An 18,250-nucleotide genomic window follows, 5' to 3' on the forward strand; every position below is an offset into this window, starting at 1 on the left:
TGGCGGCGAAACATCAGGCGGCTCAGCTTTGGTAGAGGTCGGTACGGCCGGGGTCCGAGCGGATGAGGTCGATTTCGTAGATCGTGCGGGTAACCGTCAGCCGCGCCGTAACGGTCGTCAGGATGGCGATGACGACGATGATCGCGGCAATGCCGAGATAGCCACCATAGCCGATGGTGAAGGTACCGAAGAGGGCGGTGGCCTGATCTGTCTCGGGGGTCGCCAAGGTCCGTGACTGCCAGAAACCCGCGAGCGCAAAGAAAAGTGCCGCGAGCAGACCGCCGGCGCCGGCGCCCTTGAGGCTGATCCTGAGGAAGTGCTTCTGGAATTCCGACGCGACGAAGCCGGCTTCGGCACCGACGAAATGCAGCACCTCGACGATATGGCGATTGCCCGACAGCGCGCCGCGCGTTGCGAAGACCACTGTCAGCACCATGGCGGAAAAGACCAGGGTCAGCACGCCGGTGCCGATCATGGCCGTGGTGTTGGCCATGGCGACCAGCCGGTCGACCCAGGTGCGGTGGTCGTCGAGGAAAGCCTGCGGGATTATTTCTGTCAGCGCCTTGCGCATGGCCGCAAAGTCCGGCGGATTGCTTTCGTCGATGGTGATGATGACGAGGCGCGGCACGGGCAATTCGTCAAGATCGAGGCCTTCGCCGAGCCAGGGTTCGAGCAGGCGGGCGGTGGCGGCCCGGTCGACGATCTTGCCGTCCGTCGTGCCACTGAAGGTCAGCGCCAGGTCGCGGGCATCCGCCAGCGCCTTTTCCATGTCGAGATTGTCGTCGGGCTTGATCTGGATGGTGATCTCGCGGGAGATCTGCGACTGCCAGCTCTGGGCCGTGGCTCGCACCATGCTGACGCCGCCGAGCGTCAGGCAGGCGAGGAACGACATGATGGCGATGACGCACATCAGCGCATGGCCCGACACATTGCTCGACGGCACGATCGGGCCGGTCGGGCGCACGCGCATTTCCGTCCGGCGCTGTTGTGCCTCCGGTGCCTGTTCGGGCACATCCTTTTGGTGTTTCGTGCGGCTGTCACTCATAGATGTCGAGCCGCCCTTGCGAAAGGATCATGCGCCGCGCCTCCACCTGGTCCATCAGCGACAGATCGTGGGTGGCGATCACGACCGCCGTGCCGAGCCGGTTGAGCTCGAGGAAAAGATTGAGCAGGCGCCTTGCCATCGGCGGATCGACGTTGCCGGTCGGCTCGTCGGCAAGCAGGATCTCCGGCCGGTCGATCAGCGCCCGAGCGATGGCGGCGCGCTGTTTTTCACCGCCGGAAAGGACCGGTGGCAGCACGTTGATGCGCTCGCCGAGACCCACCCATTTCAAAAGCTCCAGCACGTCTGCACGGTAGCTCGTTTCCTCCTTGCCGCGCACGCGCAACGGCAGCGCGACGTTCTCGTAGGTGGTGAGATGATCGAGCAGGCGAAAGTCCTGGAAGACGATGCCGACGCGCCGGCGCAGCATCGGGAATTCTTCGCGCGGGATCGACGAAATGTTGCGGTCGAACATCCGGATCAGGCCGCGTGTCGGCTGCAGCGAGAGGAAAAGAAGCCGCAGCAACGTGGTCTTGCCGGCGCCCGACGGACCCGTCAGGAACTGGAATGAACGGCGTGGAATGTCGAAGGTCAGGTCCCGGAGGATTTCCGGTCCCATGCCATAGCGCAGTCCGACGTTCTCAAAGTGAATCAAGCGGCAGCCCAGTCTCTCTCACGGCCCTGCAACCGACGGCCGGTTCCGGTCCTCCGCGCATAGGACGACCAGCCAAGAAAGGCAAAACCGCCAGCGGAATCATGGTTAAGTGACGGTTAATTTTTCATGAAAAGGCGCCGCTTTCGCGACGTCTTTCCGAAACATTAACCATTCCGGTTTACGTGTCGGAAAGATTTGATGCAATGCCTAGTTCTTGCACCGCATGAGGCTTGGCATTGCCCGAGGGTTGCGCAGACAAACTGGCCGCCTGCGGCCGTGTTCTCTTGCGGGACAGGAGGAAATGATCATGCAGGCATTCCGGACCAAATCCGCCAGCAACAACGCCGATACAGATTTCCTGCCGCCCGAGCGCGGCGGACGCGACGGGGCTTCAGCGCCGAGGCGCGCCGACTATGTGGATGCGGAATTCGAGGTGATATCCGCTTCGTCGCGCCGCACGCCCTATCCTGTTTTCAACGACAATGCACAAACGGGCAGCCGCAGGCGGCCGACGCTGACGGTCGTGGAGCAGGAGCCGTCGCTCGGCGCTCGATTGTTGCGTCTTGCCGAAACGCGGCTGCGCGACATGCCGGCACGCCGCTTTGCCGGGATGGTCGCGGGCGTTGCGCTTGCTTCCTTCCTGGCGATCGTCGGCTTTGCCGGCGATGGACAGGCCGACGTCCAGCCGCTGACGATATCGGGGATCAAGAGTGGGCTCGACTACTCCGGCGGCATGCGTGTGCTGTCCGTCTATGGTTCGATCGACAATCGCTCCGATATCGAGCAGCGATTGCCGCTCGTCGTGGTGGAGATTGCCGCCAACGGGCGCAAGGTCACGACGACACGGGTGATGCCCGAGGGTGCTGCCGTCGCGCCCGGTGAGAGCCGTCATTTCATGACGAGACTGCCCTATGCGGGTGGAAAAATGCCGGATGTGACGGTTTCCTTCGCCGAAAACGGTGTTTCGGCCCGCTGATTGTGCTAAGCGGCGCCAAAGGGAAGGCTTAAGGTCTTCCGGATGAAACGCTGGAGAAGCCTTGATGCCCGTTGTTCGCGGTAAGAATATCGAACCTCTCTATACGGCCGAAACCATCGCTGCCCGCAACAGCGAGCTCGCCGGAATGATCGTCAACGGCCCGCACAAGGATCTACTGGTGATCGCGGTGCTCAAGGGATCGTTCATCTTCGCGGCCGATCTGATCCGCTCGATGCATACGGCCGGTCTGGCACCGGAAGTCGAGTTCATCACGCTGTCGAGCTACGGCACCGGCACCGTTTCGCAGGGCGTCAAGATCACCAAGGATATCGACAGCGACGTGCATGGGCGCGACGTTCTACTGATCGACGACATTCTCGAATCCGGCCGCACGCTGCGTTTCGCCAAGGAACTGATGTACGAGCGCGGCGCCCGCAACGTGACGATCGCCGTGCTGCTCGACAAGCGGGTCAAGCGCAAGGTCGAGCTCGAGGCGGATTATGTCGGCTTCGAATGCCCCGATCACTTCGTCGTCGGCTACGGCATGGACGTCGCCTATGCCTTCCGCGAGTTGCCTTTTGTCGGTGTTGTCACCGGCGACGCCGAGTAAACGTCTCGATTTGGGGCATGCGCCCTGAAATCCAGTCGTTCGGCGTTTACCGAACACAAACGAAAAACTGGTTGTTTTGGTGCGTGCCGCAGTGATTCTCGACGGGGATCGGCGGCGCTGCAGCGCCAGTGTGTCTCCCGATGATCCACGCCCGCTGTACTTTTGGATCAGGTGCGGGTGCCGGCGTGAACGCCGGACTCGAAAGCGAACGCGGAGGCCATGATGGCGAAGATCCTGATTACCGAGGACGAGGATGCATTGCGTTCCTTCGTCGCACGGGCCCTGAGGCTCGACGGCCACGAGACGGTCGAAGCGGGCGATGGGGCCGATGGCCTTGCTCGCCTGGAGGCCGAGGCGTTCGACCTTCTGCTCTCCGATATCCGTATGCCCGTGATGGACGGCATCGAGCTGACGCACCAGGCGTCGGCGGCCTTTCCGGCCATGAAGATCCTGCTGATGACCGGCTATGCCGAGCAGCGCGAGCGGGCTGACGATCTCACCGACAAAATCGTCGACGTCATCTCCAAGCCCTTCTCCCTTCCCGATATCCGCAAGGCAGTCGCGCTGGCGTTGGCCGCCTGACGGCCAGACCTGCCGGCCCACAGCAACAGGACTGCGACCCGGCGCATCGATTGGATGCGACGGGAGCCGTTGTCATGTTCTGCCGTGATGAGGCAAAGGGCTGAGCCGGGCGCCCGGCTCAGCGCATGTCGAGCAGGCGTTCGAGGTACTGGCGCTCCTGCTCCGGCGACAGGCTGTCGCCCAGCCTGCGGCGAATCTCGTCAAGGATTTGTCGGGCGCGCTGAGAATCGATCTCGTCTGGAACCTTGACCTGGTCGCCGAAATTCGGGCCGAGATTCTGTTGCCGTCGTCCCAAAGGATCGCGGCCGTTTTGACCGTATTGCGGAACACCCATGCCAGGGCCGCCCTGACCTTGGCCCTGCATCTGGTTCATCATATCCTGGGCGCCTTGGCGCAGGGCCTGTAGCGCGCGGCCCTGATTGCCGACGGCTTGTTCGCCCTGGCCCTTGCCGAGCGCGCCGGAAGCGCCGTCCATTTCGCGCTTGGCTTCGCCGAAGCCCTTGCCGGGCTTGATGCCCATGCTTTCCAGGCCCTTGTTCAGCTCACCGAGCTGTTTTCCGAGCGCGTCCTGCTGCTCTTTCAGCTGTTTCAGTGCATCCTTGAGCTGTTCGGCGGTCATGTTGTCGAGTGGGTTGGGCTGACCATTCGGATCGCCCTGCTGACCTGGGTCCTGCGGCATTTCCTGACCGAAGAGCTCGTTGTCTTCGCCCTGCAGCGGGTCGCCCCGCTGCATCCGGTCACGCAGGGCCTGGTCGAACTTGAAGGTCTCGTCCATCAACTGCTGCTGTTGCTGCATCAGCTTGCCGAGCTTGTCCATCTGCTGGCGCATGGCGTCGTTCTGCTCGCCCATCTGCTGCTGGCTACGGCCAGCCTGCAGGTTGTTCATCATGCGCTGCAGTTCCGAGAGCATCTGCTGTGCCTGATCGCGCGCGCCCGAGCGCGCCAGATTCTCGATCTGGTTCATCATCTTCTCGAGGTCCTGCTGGCGCAGGATGTTGTTCGGGTCGAGCTTGCCGGTCATGCGTGGATTTTTCATCGCCTGCTCGGCGAGCGCCTGCATGTATTCCTGCATCGCCTGGCGCAGTTCCTGCATCAGCTTGGCGATTTCCTGGTCCGAAGCGTTGCGCTCCAAGGCGTCCGACAGCGCCTGCTGGGCTTCGCGCAGGCGGCGCTCGGCAAGCGACAGGTCGCCGTCCTCGATGCCGAGCGCGATCTCCCAGAGGTATCCGGCGGCATCGCGCAACATGTCGTCGTTATAGGCGAGCGCCATCCGGGTGCGCGCCGATTTCAACAGCAGGAAATGAGTGAGGTTCGGGATCCAGTCCTCAGCAAGCGCCGTGACGGCGTCGTTGAGGTCGATGGCGCGCGGCAGGTCGTTGGCATTGAGCGCGAAAACCTGACGCTGTTCGGCGACGGCGCCGGCGAGCGGCTGCGAGAACTGGCGGGCAGGCAGGATCATGTCGTGCGGCGGGCTGCGGCCTTCCTGTCCGGCAGCATCCCGGGCGACGAGCGTCACCGCTACCCGCTTGCCGGCGAGCGGATGCTCGCTGAGGTTTCGGCTGGTCGTGCCCTTTGCCTCGCGCGCGTTACGGCGCGGCAGATCGAGCCGGTATTCCGGTAGCGGATAGAGCGCGCGGGCGCCTTCCGCCGGTTCGTCGAGCGGCTTGATCTCCGCCCAGGCCTGGGCGATGCCGTAATCGTCGTTGGCCGTAAACGTGATTTCGAGCGCCGCGTTGATGGTCGGATGGGGGATTCCGTCAAAGGCGATCTGAGGCACGCCGTCCGGGGTGATCTTGAACGCCCAGCGCTGGCTGGCGACGATAAGTTCGCCATCCTTGACGACCTTGTAGACGTGGTTGCGCACGGCATTCGGACTGCGCGCCGGCTCCGTTGCAACCATTTCGGCAACCTTCGGGCTGGCATCGTCCACTTTCGGCTTGCTCTGCTTTTCCTCGGCCTTTTCGCCGGCCACCGGAATGGCGATCGGTTTGCTCCCGCCGGTTTCCGCGTAGCGCACTGGCGCGTCCGCACCGGCGCCGGTGACCCGTACGGTGATGTCGCTGAACTGCGGGATGGTGATCGCCCCGGCGTCTTCATTCACGGCAGCGGCGGCTTCCGGCTTGCCCGTCAGGAAGATTGGCGCCCGCCCGGTATAGGGCGGCGGCGTTACCCAGGCATCGACGCGGATATTGGCTGCTTCGATCGACGTCTGCGGCAGCCGGAACGCATCACTCAGCAATCCGGCGCGGTTGGAATAGGAATAGGCAAAGGCGACGCAAGCGAGCAGCACAGGCACGGCCCTGAGCGCGAAGGGATCGTGCCTGGCGATATCGGGCCGCGGCAGGCCAGTCTCGAGGGTGCCGATCATGCGAGCCATGCGCGCCTGGTGTTCGCGCCAGAGCGCCTCGCCCAGAGGGGTGTCGGTCGCGGGGCGATCGTCCTGGACGCGGATGGCCTGATGCGGCAGCGCATTGCGCTCTTCGAGCATGCGATCGGCATCGGCATTACCGTGAAGCCGCAACCGGCTGAGCGGTAAGAGAGAGGCGAGGAAGGTTAGCGCAAAGGCAAAGAGCGCGACCGCATGTAGCCAGAAAGGTGCAGCGCGAAAGAAGCCGAGCCAGGCGAAGGCAAGAAACAGAAGGGCGATCGCACCGGGCAGAAGGATACGCGGCAGGACCTGCTCGGCGACCAGCACCGCGCGCGCCAGCCATCTCTTCAGCGCCAGAGTTCTCGAAAACGGCTTCGGTTGTGGCGTTTCATCCTGCCGGAATTGCGTCATCCGCCCAAGTTTCCTTTCGGTCGCCCATCAACGCTTGTGGCTGACCCAATGTAGTGAGGCGACGGCCGAGCTCAAAAATGCACGCAACTTCGCCTATCCCGCTTGCGTTCAGGATACCATCGTTTGTGGCGAAGACGAGGGCGCAAACACAATCGTGATCGGCCGGGCGGCCGATCCACAGATTGTCGTTGTCGCGCCCGGACGGGTCAGTCGAGCCAGTCCGGCACCGAATCGAGACCGATCAACGCGTCATAGTCCTGGCGCGGGCGAACGACGTGGAAACGGTCGCCCTTGACCAGAACTTCCGAGATCAGGAGGCGTGAATTGTAGGTGCTGGCCTGCACGGCGCCGTAGGCGCCGGCCGAGCTGATGGCAAAGAGATCGCCAGGCTTCGGCATCGCCATCTCGCGGTCGAGCGCCAGATAGTCGCCGGTTTCGCAGACCGGGCCCACGACGTCGGCGCGGATGCGCGGCGCGTTGGCGGCGGAAATGCGGACCGGGCGGATCTCGTGATAGGCCTCATAGAGGGTCGGGCGGATGAGATCGTTCATCGCGCCGTCGACGATGACGAAGGTCTTGTCGCCGCCGTCCTTCACGTAGATGACTTCGGTCACCAGAATGCCGGCATTGCCGACGATCAGTCGGCCCGGTTCGGTGACGATCTTGCAGCCGAGCGACTGCAGCTGGCTCTTGACGATTTCCGCATAGGCGTCCGGCAGCGGGGGCGGATTGTTGTCGTCCTTGTAGGGAATGCCGAGGCCGCCGCCGATGTCGACGTGATCGATCGAGTGGCCGTCGGAACGCAGCGTATCGACCAGTTCGCGCAGCAGCTTGAAGGCGTCGTCGAAGGGCTGCAGTTCGGTGATCTGGCTGCCGATATGCATGTCGATGCCGGTCACCTCAATGCCGGGCAGCGTTGCGGCATGGGCGTAGACCGCACGGGCGCGCTCCCAGGAAATGCCGAACTTGTTTTCCTTCTTGCCCGTGGAAATCTTGGAATGGGTCTTCGCGTCAACATCAGGGTTGATGCGGAAGGACACATGGGCGCGCTTGCCGGCACGAACGGCGCGCTGGTTCAGGACCTCGAGTTCCGGCTCGGACTCGACGTTGAAGCAGTAGATGCCGGCTTCCAGTGCGAGATCCATTTCCAGCGGCGTCTTGCCGACGCCGGAGAACATGATGCGGTTTGCCGGGATGCCGGCCGCCAGCGCCCGGCGCAGCTCACCGCCAGAGACCACGTCGACGCCGGCGCCGAGGCGGCCGAGCGTCTTCAGTACCGCCTGGTTCGAGTTGGCCTTCATCGCATAGCAAACCATCGCATCCACATCGGCGAAAGCCTTGGAGAACACCGTGTAGTGGCGCTCGAGCGTGGCGGTCGAGTAGCAGTAGAAGGGTGTGCCGACGGCGCGGGCGATATCGGTCACCGGCACATCTTCGGCGTAGAGAATTCCGTCGCGGTATTGAAAATGGTTCACGTCACGCAGCTCGACTTTGAGCAATTCCAGGAAAGTGCGAAGCGGCTTCCGTTCGGAATTGCGTAATTTCTACTAGAGGAGGGGATCGAGCAGGAACGAACGCTCGTCTGCTTTTTCCTTCTGCTCGACAGTTCCTGCCGGCGCCTTGGTGTTGATCGGCGCGGTCGAGCCGGGGCGATCGAGGTCGCCCTTGCGTCCACAACCGACAAGAACCAGCCCGGGGATCGCCAGCAGAAGTGCAAGCCGGGCCGCCTTCGTGAATGTCATCGTGATTTTCCTTCGCGGGAACTGATGCAGGTGCGATGTCTTACCGATTTTTCAGGCACTTGTGCACCCTGTTTCTGCGGGCGAAGAGCCGCCCGCAGCGGGCTTGGGAGCAGATGTCTTAGTTGCGGGCGCGCCACCAGGCGATCTGCTTGCGAACCTCGTTGGGCGCTGTGCCGCCGAAGGAGGTACGGCTGGCGACGGAGGCTTCGACCGTCAGGACATCGAAGACCTTCTCGGTGATGTCGGCGTGGATCGACTGCAGGTCGGCAAGCGAAAGATCCGCGAGGTCGCAGCCGTTCTGTTCGGCAAGCGCCACGGCGCGGCCGGTCACATGGTGGGCGTCGCGGAAGGGCAGGCCCGCCTCACGCACCAGCCAGTCGGCAAGGTCGGTCGCGGTCGAATAGCCGGAGCCGGCGGCGGCCTTCATGCGATCGCTACGAATGGTCATGTCACGAACCATGCCGGTCATGGCGGCGATCGCCAGCTCGAGGCTTTCGGCTGAGTCGAAGACCTGTTCCTTGTCTTCCTGCATGTCCTTGGAATAGGCGAGCGGCAGACCCTTCATGACCGTGAGCAGCGCGATCAACGAACCGTTGATGCGGCCGGTCTTGGCGCGCACCAGTTCAGCGGCGTCGGGATTCTTCTTCTGCGGCATGATCGAGGAGCCGGTCGAAAATGCATCCGACAGGCGGATGAAGCCGAACTGCGGCGTCGACCAGATGACGATCTCTTCGGCCAGCCGCGACAGGTGCGTGGCAGTGATCGAGGCCATCGACAGGAATTCGAGCGCGAAGTCGCGGTCCGATACCGTGTCGATCGAGTTGCGGGTCGGGCCGGCAAAGCCGAGCGCCTTGGCGGTCATGTGACGGTCGATCGGGAATCCGGTGCCGGCAAGGGCGGCGGCGCCGATCGGGCTCTCGTCCATGTGCTCGATGGCGTGACGCACGCGCGAGCGGTCGCGGCCGAACATCTCGACATAGGCCATGCAGTGATGGCCGAAGGTGACGGGCTGCGCGGTCTGCAGATGGGTGAAGCCGGGCATGACGGTATCTGCATGTTCCTCGGCGCGGTCGAGGAAGGCGGCGATCAGCGCCGTCAGCGCTTTCTCGGTGCGCTGCAGCTCTTCCTTGACCCAGAGGCGGAAGTCGAGCGCCACCTGATCGTTGCGCGAGCGGGCGGTGTGGAGGCGGCCGGCAGCCGGACCGATCAGGGTCGCGAGCCGGGCCTCGATGTTCATGTGGATGTCTTCGAGGCGGCGCGAGAACTCGAACGCACCACTTTCGATCTCTGACAGGATCGTGTTCAGGCCGTGAACGATCTTGTCTTTGTCGTCGGCCGAAATGATGCCTTGATGCGCCAGCATCGTCGCATGCGCTATTGAGCCGCGGATGTCCTGGGCATAGAGCTTCTTGTCGAAGCCGATCGAGGCATTTATTTCCTCCATGATCGCGTCCGGACCCGAGGCAAAGCGACCGCCCCACATCTGGTTGGAGGATTTCGTCTCGGAATTGCCGTCAGCCATGAAGAATGCCCGCCTTGGAGAATGAAATGCCCGACCAGAAGAAATCCCCCCCGGCCGTGAAACTGTTCGCGCTCGCCGCCCTGTTTGGCGTGATCGTCGGTGCGGCAGCGGTATACGTGAAGGAGACCGGGTCTGGCAATGGTGAGGCAACCGAAACGGCCTCCGCCAGTTGCCCGCTGACCTCGGCCAAGGTCGCTGCGCTGACACCCTTCATGAAGGGGCAGGTCGCCGCGATGTCGCCGGCGTCGTCGCCGCGGCCGATCGGGCTCGACTTCAACGGTCCGGACGGCAAGCCGACCAATGTCTCGGCCTTTGCCGGCAAGACGCTGCTCGTCAATCTCTGGGCGACGTGGTGCGTTCCCTGCCGCGAGGAAATGCCGGCCTTGAACGCCCTGCAGAAGTCGCTCGGCAGCGACAAGTTCGAAGTGGTGGCGATCAACATCGACGTCGGCGACGACGAGAAGCCAAAGGCTTTCCTCGACGAGACGGCCGTGCACGAGCTTGGCTATTATCGCGACGCCTCGATGGGCGTGTTCAACAACATGAAGAAGGAAGGCCTGGCCTTCGGCCTGCCGGCAACCTTGCTGCTCGACGACAAGGGCTGCCTGATCGGCTCGATGAACGGGCCGGCCGCCTGGGACAGCGACGACGCCAAGGCGCTGATCAGCGCGGCGCTTGCTCCTGCTGCGGGAAGCTGAAGGAGACTAGATCTGGACAAAGAAAAACCCGGCGGATCGCCGGGTTTTTCTTGTCAAATGCTGACGGAATTAGCGGGTGGGAACCGGCACTTCGCCGCGATAGTCGTAGAAGCCGCGTCCGGACTTGCGGCCGAGCCAGCCGGCTTCGACATATTTCACCAGCAGCGGGCAGGGGCGATACTTCGAGTCCGCCAGGCCGTCATAGAGCACCTGCATGATCGACAGGCAGGTGTCGAGGCCGATGAAGTCGGCAAGCTGCAGCGGGCCCATGGGATGGTTGGCGCCGAGCTTCATGGCGGTATCGATCGCCTCGACACTGCCGACGCCTTCATAAAGCGTATAGATCGCCTCGTTGATCATCGGCAGCAGAATGCGGTTGACGATGAAGGCCGGAAAATCTTCGGCGACTGTCACGGTCTTGTCGAGCGTCGCGACGAATTCCTTGGCGGTCTTGAAGGTCTGTTCGTCCGTGGCGATGCCGCGCACGAGCTCGACCAGCTTCATCACCGGAACCGGGTTCATGAAGTGGATGCCCATGAAGTGCTCGGGGCGATCGGTGGCGGAGGCCAGGCGCGTGATCGACAGGGACGAGGTATTCGTCGCGAGAATCGCTTCCGGCTTCAGGATCGGACAAACCTGACCGTAGATCTTGCGCTTGATCGTTTCGTCTTCGGTGACGGCTTCAATCACAAGATCGGCCTGGGACAGGTCGTTGATATCGGAAGAGCCCTTGATCAGGGCAAGGGCTGCCTTGCGGGCCTCGTCGGTCATCTTGCCGGAGGAGACCTGACGGGCAAGGTTGCCGTTGACGGTTGCAAGGCCCGCTTCGATCCGTTCGGCGGCCAGATCATAGATCTGCACCTTGTATCCGGCGATTGCCGAAACATGTGCGATGCCACAGCCCATTTGCCCGGCACCAATAATTCCGACCGTCTTGATCATCGCGGCGAACATCCATCTTCAAGGGTTGGCGGCAAGGCCGCCATCAGACACGCAAACCGGGCCGGTTTGGCCGGCCCGGTAGATTGTTAATGCCAAGTCCCCGCTTTTGCCAGCCCTTTTCATGGGTGCGGAGGGTGGCATCGATTTGGGCTTACAGCGCCTTCTGCAACTCCGGCAGAGCGTCGAAGAGATCGGCAACCAGGCCGTAGTCGGCGACCTGGAAGATCGGCGCCTCTTCGTCCTTGTTGATGGCGACGATGACCTTCGAGTCCTTCATGCCGGCGAGGTGCTGGATGGCACCGGAAATGCCGCAGGCGATGTAGAGATCGGGCGCAACGACCTTGCCGGTCTGGCCGACCTGCCAGTCGTTCGGAGCGTAACCGGCGTCGACCGCAGCGCGCGAAGCGCCGACGGCAGCGCCGAGCTTGTCGGCCACCGGCAGGATCACTTCCTGGAACTTTTCCGACGAGCCGAGCGCACGACCGCCCGAGATGATGATCTTGGCAGACGTCAGCTCCGGGCGGTCCGACGACGACAGCGCGTCGGCGACGAAGGAGGAAACGCCAGGGTTGGCGGCAGCCGAGACGGTCTCGATCGCCGCCGAACCGCCTTCAGCGGCAGAGGCGAAGGAGGCGGTGCGCACGGTGATGACGCGCTTGGCTTCGGTCGTCTGCACCGTCTGGATGGCGTTGCCGGCATAGATCGGACGCTTGAAGGTATCGGCCGAGACGACCTCGATGATTTCGGACACCTGGGAAACGTCGAGCAGCGCTGCAACGCGCGGCATCACGTTCTTGCCGACCGAGGTGGCGGCGCTCACGATCGTGTCGTAGCTGCCAGCGAGCGAGACGATCAGGGCAGCGAGCGGCTCTGCCAGGTTGTTGGCAAGCGAGGCGTCGTCGGCAACGAGCACCTTGGCAACGCCGGCCAGCTTGGCGGCCTGTTCGGCTGCAGCCTTGGCGCCGCTACCTGCGACCAGCACATGCACATCGGCTCCAGTCCCACTGGCGATTTTCGAGGCCGCGCTCAGCGCCTTGGCGGTCTGGTCGGAAAGGTGGTTGCTGTCGTGGTCAGCCAGAAGAAGAATGGCCATGATAAAATCTCCCTTCCTTAAATCAGAGGACGCCGGCTTCGGTTTTGAGCTTTTCGACGAGCTCGGCGACCGACTTGACCTTGATGCCGGCCTTGCGGCCCGACGGCTCCTCGGTCTTCAGCACCTTGAGGCGGGCGGCGGTGTCGACGCCGAAGTCGGCCGGCGACTTCTTGTCGAGCGGCTTCTTCTTCGCCTTCATGATGTTCGGCAGCGAGGCGTAGCGCGGCTCGTTCAAACGCAGGTCGGTGGTGACGACGGCCGGCAGCTTGATGTCGATGGTCTGCAGACCGCCGTCGACTTCGCGCGTCACGGTTGCTTTGCCATCGCCGATCTCGACCTTGGAGGCGAAGGTGCCTTGCGCCCAGCCGAGCAGCGCGGACAGCATCTGGCCGGTCTGGTTCGAATCGTCGTCGATTGCCTGCTTGCCGACGATGATCAGGCCCGGCTGTTCAGCCTCGGCCACACCCTTGACGATCTTGGCGACGGCGAGTGGCTCGATCTGGTCTTCGGTCTCAACCAGGATGGCGCGGTCAGCCCCCATGGCGAGCGCCGTGCGCAGGGTTTCTTCGGCCTTGGCCGGACCAACGGAAACGACGACGACCTCCTCAGCCTTGCCGGCTTCCTTCAGCCTGAGCGCCTCTTCGACCGAGATTTCGTCGAAGGGGTTCATCGACATCTTCACGTTCGCAAGCTCGACGCCCGAACCGTCTGCCTTCACCCGGATCTTGACGTTGTAGTCAACGACCCGCTTCACCGTCACAAGTATTTTCATGGATTCTTCCCTCCAAGAGCTTTCGCAGGAAAATGCGCCTTAACGGAGCCGCCTGATTGTCGGTTGGCGACATCGATACGCGTTTTTTCTCCAATTACAATCGCTGTACATGGCGCTAAATCGATATAATCCCGAGAATTGGAATTACGTTTACGTACACGTAAGAATGATCGATGGCAAGTGGCTTGGGGCCTGATGCGGCACTGTCCCGGCAGGGCCGGGCGCGCTTCAGGCAAGCCATTGAAATAACGGATCATCCTCGTTGAAGGCTGGCGATTGCCGGTGTCAGGATCCGGTCTGGCGTCCCCAGGGAACGGGCGATCTTGTCGCATCTGACGACGGCAGTTGGCTTGCGGTGACCGGTTCGGCCTTGTGCCGGACGGCGCGCGGCGTGACGATCGTGCGGTCGAAAAGCGGCACATCGCGGCGTCGCAAAATGACAACCAGAACCAAGCCCGCGACGATGCCGCCGACATGGGCGCTCCAGGACACGCCGCTGCCGGGATCGACGACCAGCATGAAGAACTGCTGGCCGATCCAGAAGGCAAGCGGGATGGCCGCGGGCAAGGGCAGCGGGATGCGGAAGAAGACAAGCACCCAGACGCGCACCTTCGGGTGCAGCAGGAAATAGGCGGCTACGACGCCGGAGATCGCGCCCGATGCGCCGATCAACGGCGCCTCGGAGGCCGGGTCGAGAAGCCCATGCGCCAGTGCGCCTGCAGCCGCGCAGAGAAGATAGAAGGCGAGATAGCGGAAGTGCCCGAGCGCATCCTCGACATTGTCGCCGAACACCCAGAGGAACAGCATGTTCATGGCGAGGTGCATGAAGTCGCCATGCAGGAAGGAATAGGTGACGAAGGTGAAGCCGTCGGGGACGACGACGAGCGAGGGATCAAGCTGCGCGTAGTCGAAAATGAGCGCCGGGATATAGCCGAAGCCCAGCAGCGCGGCGTTGGTGAATTGCTCGGAGGCAATCGGTCCGGTGATCAGCCAGACGGCAATGTTGATGACGATCAGGCTGATCGTGACGTACTGGACCTTGATGTGCTTCAGGGTGTTCGTATCGTGAAGCGGTATGAACATGCGGTCTCCCGAAGCACAGGTTATTGCCCGTTTCTCCCGCCGAATCTCGATCGGGCGCGACAATGCGCGAGCCGACGTTATCTGTTTTTTCCGGGAATCCAAAGGACGTCGGCTTGACCTTTGTCATTTGCAAAGCGCGCCGCGACGAACAGGAAATCCGACAGGCGATTGATATAGGCGATGGCTTCCGTGCTGACGACTTCACCTTCGATCTGGGCAAGGGCCACCACCTGGCGTTCCGCACGGCGTGCGACCGTGCGGGCGACGTGGAGGGCTGCGGAGGCGGGGCTTCCGGCCGGAAGCACGAAGGAGCGCAAGGGATCAAGTTCGGTATTCAGCCGGTCGATTTCGGTTTCGAGCCAGGTCACCTGCGCTGCGACGATGCGCAGCGGTTCGTATTGCGGCGGCTCGCCGGTGTCGGGTGTTGCGAGATCCGCGCCGAGATCGAAGAGATCGTTCTGGATCCGCATCAGTGCGGCGTCGAGATCGACGTTGCCGGCCGTATGCTGCCGAGCCAGGCCGACGAAGGCATTGGTTTCGTCCACTGCGCCATAAGCATCGACGCGCAGATCGCTCTTCAGCCGGCGCGGGCCGGAGACGAGCCCGGTGGTGCCGTTGTCACCCGTCCGGGTATAGATCTTGTTGAGCTTCACCATGGGCGGACGCAGTCCTCTAGCGCAATTTCAGGAACGGTGTGGAACGGTTGTCCGTTCGGAATTTGCGTCAGGTCGGACGGCCGCCGCCGGTGATCCAAAGGGTCACCATGATGAGCACGATCGCGATTGCCTGCAACAGTACACGCGCCTGCATCAACTTGTTGGACGTGTTGCCGCTGCCACCCTTTGCCATGTTCACGAGGCCGCGGATCAAAACGATCACGACCAGGCCCATGACGAACAGGGTCAAGCCGGTAAAGAAGCTGGACATCGAACTCTTCCTTGCAATTCTGCTTCAGCCAAGTCGGCCGATGATGCGATAAAACAGTGCCGCCGGCAGGAGCTTCTTCAGAAGCGCGCCCTGTCTGGCTGGCCTTGTTACAATATAGTGCGGTTTCGGTTTCTTTGCTGTCAGTGCGTGCTTCAAAACCGCATAAACCGCCTCCGGGCCGAGCTTTCCGGCCGCGGGTTTGCTTTCGCCTTTCAGGCGTCGCATCTGCCGCTCGTATTCGACGCGGTGCACCGAATTCTTGAGGTCGATGAAGCGCTCGATATAGGTGACGGCATTGGCGGTGAATTTCGATGTGATCGGCCCTGGCTCGATCAGGCTCACCTCGATGCCGCTGCCGGCCAGCTCCATCTTGAGGGTGAGGGACAGGCCCTCGATCGCAAACTTGGAGGCGTTGTAGGCGCCGCGCCAGCGATAGGGCACGATGCCGAGGATGGAGGAGCACTGCACGATGCGGCCGCTGCCGCGCGCCCGCATCGCGGGGATCACCCGCCGCGTCAGGTCGTGCCAGCCAATCACGTTGGTCTCGAGCTGGAGCCTCAGCGCCTCGGTCGGCAGATCCTCGACCGCACCCGCCTGGCCATAGGCGCCGTTGTTGAACAGCGCGTCGATGCGCCCGCCGGAAAGCGCCAGCACCGTATCGGCCAGGGCAGCGATGCTCTCCGGCTTGGTGTAGTCCATCAGAAAGGTCTCGATGCCCTCGCTTTCAAGCGATTGCCGGTCCTCTTCCCGGCGCACGGTCGCAAACACCCGCCAGCCGTCGGTATGAAGCGCGCGTGCGCAATGGGCGCCGATTCCGGAGGAGCATCCGGTGACAATGATTGTGGGGCGATCCGTCATCCGGTCGAATCCTGTAGAAATCCTGCCTCGGTTTCCCATATTCATCGGCGGGATACAATTGAATTGCGCAAGCCGGAACCCGCCAGCGTTGCCGCCGTTGGGGTCATGCGAAGCCAAGGAAACGGCGCCGAGACGGACGTACTGATCGGGTAGTCCCGGCGCCTCGTAGGATTGGAATGGAATGCCAGCGTTTATACGCATCACCTGGAAAGTCGTGTTCGATGCGCTCTGGCACTTCAGCCTCGACGACGGTTGGGCGATGGCGAGCCATGTGGCGCTGTCGTCGCTGCTCGCCGTCTTTCCCTTCCTGATTTTCGGCACGGCGCTCGGCAGCTTTCTCGGGGCCGACCAGTTTGCCGAAACGGCGGTGCATCTGATTTTCGATGCCTGGCCGGAATCGATCGCCAAGCCCATCGCCGACGAAATCGTGCGGGTGCTGACGATCCCGCGCGGTGGGCTCTTGACCGTTTCGGTGCTGGCCGCCGCCTATTTCGCCTCCAACGGCGTCGAGGCGCTGCGCGTCTCGCTCAATCGCGCCTATCGAGTGACCGAGAGCCGCTACTGGTACGTCACTCGGCTTGCGAGCCTCGGCTTCGTGCTTGCCGGCGTCCTGATCCTGGCCGCACTCAGCATTCTGCTCGTCGCCGTGCCCCTGGCGGTGCGTTATGCCGGACAGTGGCTCCCCTGGCTTGGTGGCGTGCTTGCGACCGTCGACAACTGGAGCCTGCCGCTCGCTCTCGTCGTGCTGACCAGCGGATTGCTCGTGTCCCATCTCTGGCTGCCGGATGGGCACCGTAAAGTGATCGACGTTTTGCCGGGCATCGCGCTGACGCTCGTTTGCTGGACGATCGGCGCTTATGCCTTTGCTTCGTACCTCGCGACCTTCGCCACCTATGTGTCTACCTATGCTGGCCTGGCGTCGATCATGATCGTGCTGGTGTTTCTCTACATGATCGCTGCAATCTTCATCATCGGCGCCGAGATCAATGCGGCGATCCTCAAATACAGGGTCAAGAGCATGGTGCGCCGCAGCTTCCAGCTGCGCAATGGCAACGACGCGACCCGCGAGGAGCAGGACCTAGCCGATTAGCGCGCGGATTTCCTCCGCCGTGCGACCGGCGGCGCGGAAAGCGGCGATGCCGGTATCCTGGTTGCTCTTCGACAGCTTGCGCCCATCCGGCCCGAGGATCAGCCGGTGATGGTGATAGAGCGGTTCCGGCAGATCGAGAAGCCGCTGCAGCAGCCGATGCACGGATGTCGCATGATAGAGGTCGCGGCCGCGCACCACATGGGTGATGCCCTGCAACGCGTCGTCGACGACGACGGATAGATGGTAGCTTGACGGCGCATCGGAGCGCGACAGGATCACGTCGCCCCAGGCGGCGGGGTCGGCGATGATGGTGCCGGTTTCGTCCTCAGGGCCATGGCCGCTCTCGGCCCAGCTCAGGTGGTCTTTTCCCAAAAGCGCGATGGCCTTCTCCATGTCGAGCCGCCAGGCATAGGCCTTGCCGTCCGCGCTGAGAGCCGCGCGCTCGGTTTGGGGCAATTCGCGCTCGCGGCCGGGATAGAGCGGGCTGCCGTCCGGATCGCGCGGCCAGGTCTGGCCGCCGGCTTCCGCATCGGCAACGGCGGCCTTGATTTCGCCGCGGGTCATGACCGAGGGGTAGATGACACCCAGCATGTCCAGCCGTTGAAGCGCCGACGCGTAGGCGTCGAGATGTTCCGATTGCCGGCGCACCGGGCGCTCCCAGTCGAGGCCGAGCCAGGCAAGGTCTTCGAAGATCGCCGCCTCGAATTCCGGGCGGCAGCGGATCTGGTCGATATCCTCGATGCGCAGCAGGAAACGCCCGTTCGCGGCCTTCGCCATGTCATGGTTCAGCACCGCGGAAAGCGCGTGGCCGAGATGGAGCAGCCCGTTGGGGCTCGGGGCAAAACGGAAAACGGGTGGCGTGTCAGGCATGCTTTCCCT

Annotated in this window: 19 protein-coding genes; 5 read left to right on the plus strand and 14 right to left on the minus strand. The window is 62.9% G+C overall.

Features of this window, described 5'->3' with window-relative positions; translation table 11 throughout:
• Window positions 1–22: 22 nt before the first annotated feature.
• Both OVA00_RS22815 and ftsE read right to left on the minus strand, forming a co-directional pair.
• Entirely contained in the window at window positions 23–1,045 is a 1,023-nt protein-coding gene (locus OVA00_RS22815; protein ID WP_034806606.1) for a cell division protein FtsX, read from the minus strand.
• A complete protein-coding gene (gene ftsE, locus OVA00_RS22820) occupies window positions 1,038–1,661 on the minus strand; it encodes a cell division ATP-binding protein FtsE (protein WP_268089647.1) in 624 nt (207 codons plus the stop codon). The genes OVA00_RS22815 and ftsE overlap by 8 nt, the downstream gene beginning before the upstream one ends.
• Window positions 1,662–2,004: 343 nt before the next feature.
• Between ftsE and OVA00_RS22825 the strand changes: the two genes are divergently transcribed.
• The 3 genes from OVA00_RS22825 (at window position 2,005) to OVA00_RS22835 (ending at window position 3,865) form a co-directional block, all read left to right on the plus strand.
• Window positions 2,005–2,673, plus strand: coding sequence for a hypothetical protein (locus tag OVA00_RS22825; RefSeq protein ID WP_060518649.1), 669 nt, complete (start codon window positions 2,005–2,007; stop codon window positions 2,671–2,673).
• Window positions 2,674–2,737: 64 nt separating this feature from the next.
• A complete protein-coding gene (hpt, locus tag OVA00_RS22830) occupies window positions 2,738–3,283 on the plus strand; it encodes a hypoxanthine phosphoribosyltransferase (RefSeq protein WP_034806612.1) in 546 nt (181 codons plus the stop codon).
• Between the two features lie 222 nt (window positions 3,284–3,505).
• The gene (locus tag OVA00_RS22835; protein WP_112985371.1) at window positions 3,506–3,865 is read left to right on the plus strand and encodes a response regulator; all 360 of its coding nucleotides are present in this window, start codon (window positions 3,506–3,508) and stop codon (window positions 3,863–3,865) included.
• Between the two features lie 118 nt (window positions 3,866–3,983).
• Here OVA00_RS22835 and OVA00_RS22840 read toward each other — a convergent pair whose 3' ends face one another.
• The 4 genes from OVA00_RS22840 to argH all read right to left on the minus strand — a co-directional run bounded on the left by OVA00_RS22840 (window position 3,984) and on the right by argH (window position 9,908).
• Window positions 3,984–6,644 carry a TIGR02302 family protein gene (locus OVA00_RS22840; RefSeq protein WP_268089648.1) on the minus strand — a complete coding sequence of 887 codons (2,661 nt, stop codon included), beginning with the start codon at window positions 6,642–6,644 and terminating at the stop codon, window positions 3,984–3,986.
• A gap of 206 nt (window positions 6,645–6,850) precedes the next feature.
• Window positions 6,851–8,119, minus strand: coding sequence for a diaminopimelate decarboxylase (gene lysA / locus OVA00_RS22845; RefSeq protein WP_268090359.1), 1,269 nt, complete (start codon window positions 8,117–8,119; stop codon window positions 6,851–6,853).
• Between the two features lie 72 nt (window positions 8,120–8,191).
• Window positions 8,192–8,386, minus strand: coding sequence for an LPS translocon maturation chaperone LptM (gene lptM, locus OVA00_RS22850; RefSeq protein ID WP_034806616.1), 195 nt, complete (start codon window positions 8,384–8,386; stop codon window positions 8,192–8,194).
• Between the two features lie 118 nt (window positions 8,387–8,504).
• Window positions 8,505–9,908 (minus strand): argininosuccinate lyase, encoded by a 1,404-nt coding sequence (gene argH, locus OVA00_RS22855; protein ID WP_268089649.1) that lies wholly within the window; start codon window positions 9,906–9,908, stop codon window positions 8,505–8,507.
• A 26-nt stretch (window positions 9,909–9,934) separates the two neighbouring features.
• On the opposite strand from argH, the gene tlpA reads away from it, so the two are divergent.
• On the plus strand, window positions 9,935–10,606 hold the full coding sequence (tlpA, locus tag OVA00_RS22860) for a thiol:disulfide interchange protein TlpA (RefSeq protein WP_113553897.1): 672 nt from the start codon (window positions 9,935–9,937) through the stop codon (window positions 10,604–10,606).
• Between the two features lie 69 nt (window positions 10,607–10,675).
• On the opposite strand, the gene OVA00_RS22865 is transcribed toward tlpA, so the two are convergent.
• From OVA00_RS22865 to OVA00_RS22895, 7 genes are all read right to left on the minus strand, one after another.
• A complete protein-coding gene (locus OVA00_RS22865; RefSeq protein WP_034806743.1) occupies window positions 10,676–11,548 on the minus strand; it encodes a 3-hydroxybutyryl-CoA dehydrogenase in 873 nt (290 codons plus the stop codon).
• A gap of 151 nt (window positions 11,549–11,699) precedes the next feature.
• A complete protein-coding gene (locus OVA00_RS22870) occupies window positions 11,700–12,641 on the minus strand; it encodes an electron transfer flavoprotein subunit alpha/FixB family protein (protein WP_268089650.1) in 942 nt (313 codons plus the stop codon).
• A gap of 22 nt (window positions 12,642–12,663) precedes the next feature.
• The gene (locus OVA00_RS22875) at window positions 12,664–13,413 is read right to left on the minus strand and encodes an electron transfer flavoprotein subunit beta/FixA family protein (protein WP_268089651.1); all 750 of its coding nucleotides are present in this window, start codon (window positions 13,411–13,413) and stop codon (window positions 12,664–12,666) included.
• Between the two features lie 285 nt (window positions 13,414–13,698).
• A complete protein-coding gene (locus tag OVA00_RS22880) occupies window positions 13,699–14,496 on the minus strand; it encodes a rhomboid family intramembrane serine protease (RefSeq protein ID WP_192438849.1) in 798 nt (265 codons plus the stop codon).
• Between the two features lie 77 nt (window positions 14,497–14,573).
• Window positions 14,574–15,152, minus strand: coding sequence for a cob(I)yrinic acid a,c-diamide adenosyltransferase (locus OVA00_RS22885; protein ID WP_034797864.1), 579 nt, complete (start codon window positions 15,150–15,152; stop codon window positions 14,574–14,576).
• A gap of 67 nt (window positions 15,153–15,219) precedes the next feature.
• A complete protein-coding gene (locus tag OVA00_RS22890; protein ID WP_034797863.1) occupies window positions 15,220–15,423 on the minus strand; it encodes a twin transmembrane helix small protein in 204 nt (67 codons plus the stop codon).
• A gap of 24 nt (window positions 15,424–15,447) precedes the next feature.
• The gene (locus OVA00_RS22895; RefSeq protein WP_268089652.1) at window positions 15,448–16,281 is read right to left on the minus strand and encodes an SDR family oxidoreductase; all 834 of its coding nucleotides are present in this window, start codon (window positions 16,279–16,281) and stop codon (window positions 15,448–15,450) included.
• Between the two features lie 181 nt (window positions 16,282–16,462).
• Here OVA00_RS22895 and OVA00_RS22900 point away from each other — a divergent pair, with 181 nt between their 5' ends.
• The gene (locus OVA00_RS22900) at window positions 16,463–17,371 is read left to right on the plus strand and encodes a YihY/virulence factor BrkB family protein (RefSeq protein ID WP_060518489.1); all 909 of its coding nucleotides are present in this window, start codon (window positions 16,463–16,465) and stop codon (window positions 17,369–17,371) included.
• Here the strand turns inward: OVA00_RS22900 and gluQRS are convergent.
• Complete coding sequence (gene gluQRS, locus OVA00_RS22905) at window positions 17,360–18,241, minus strand: tRNA glutamyl-Q(34) synthetase GluQRS (protein WP_268089653.1); 882 nt, start codon at window positions 18,239–18,241, stop codon at window positions 17,360–17,362. The two genes, OVA00_RS22900 and gluQRS, sit on opposite strands and share 12 nt — an antisense overlap.
• Window positions 18,242–18,250: the final 9 nt, after the last annotated feature.

Origin of the sequence: Ensifer sp. SL37, from assembly GCF_026672675.1 — a bacterium.
GTDB classification, from domain to species: domain Bacteria; phylum Pseudomonadota; class Alphaproteobacteria; order Rhizobiales; family Rhizobiaceae; genus Ensifer; species Ensifer adhaerens.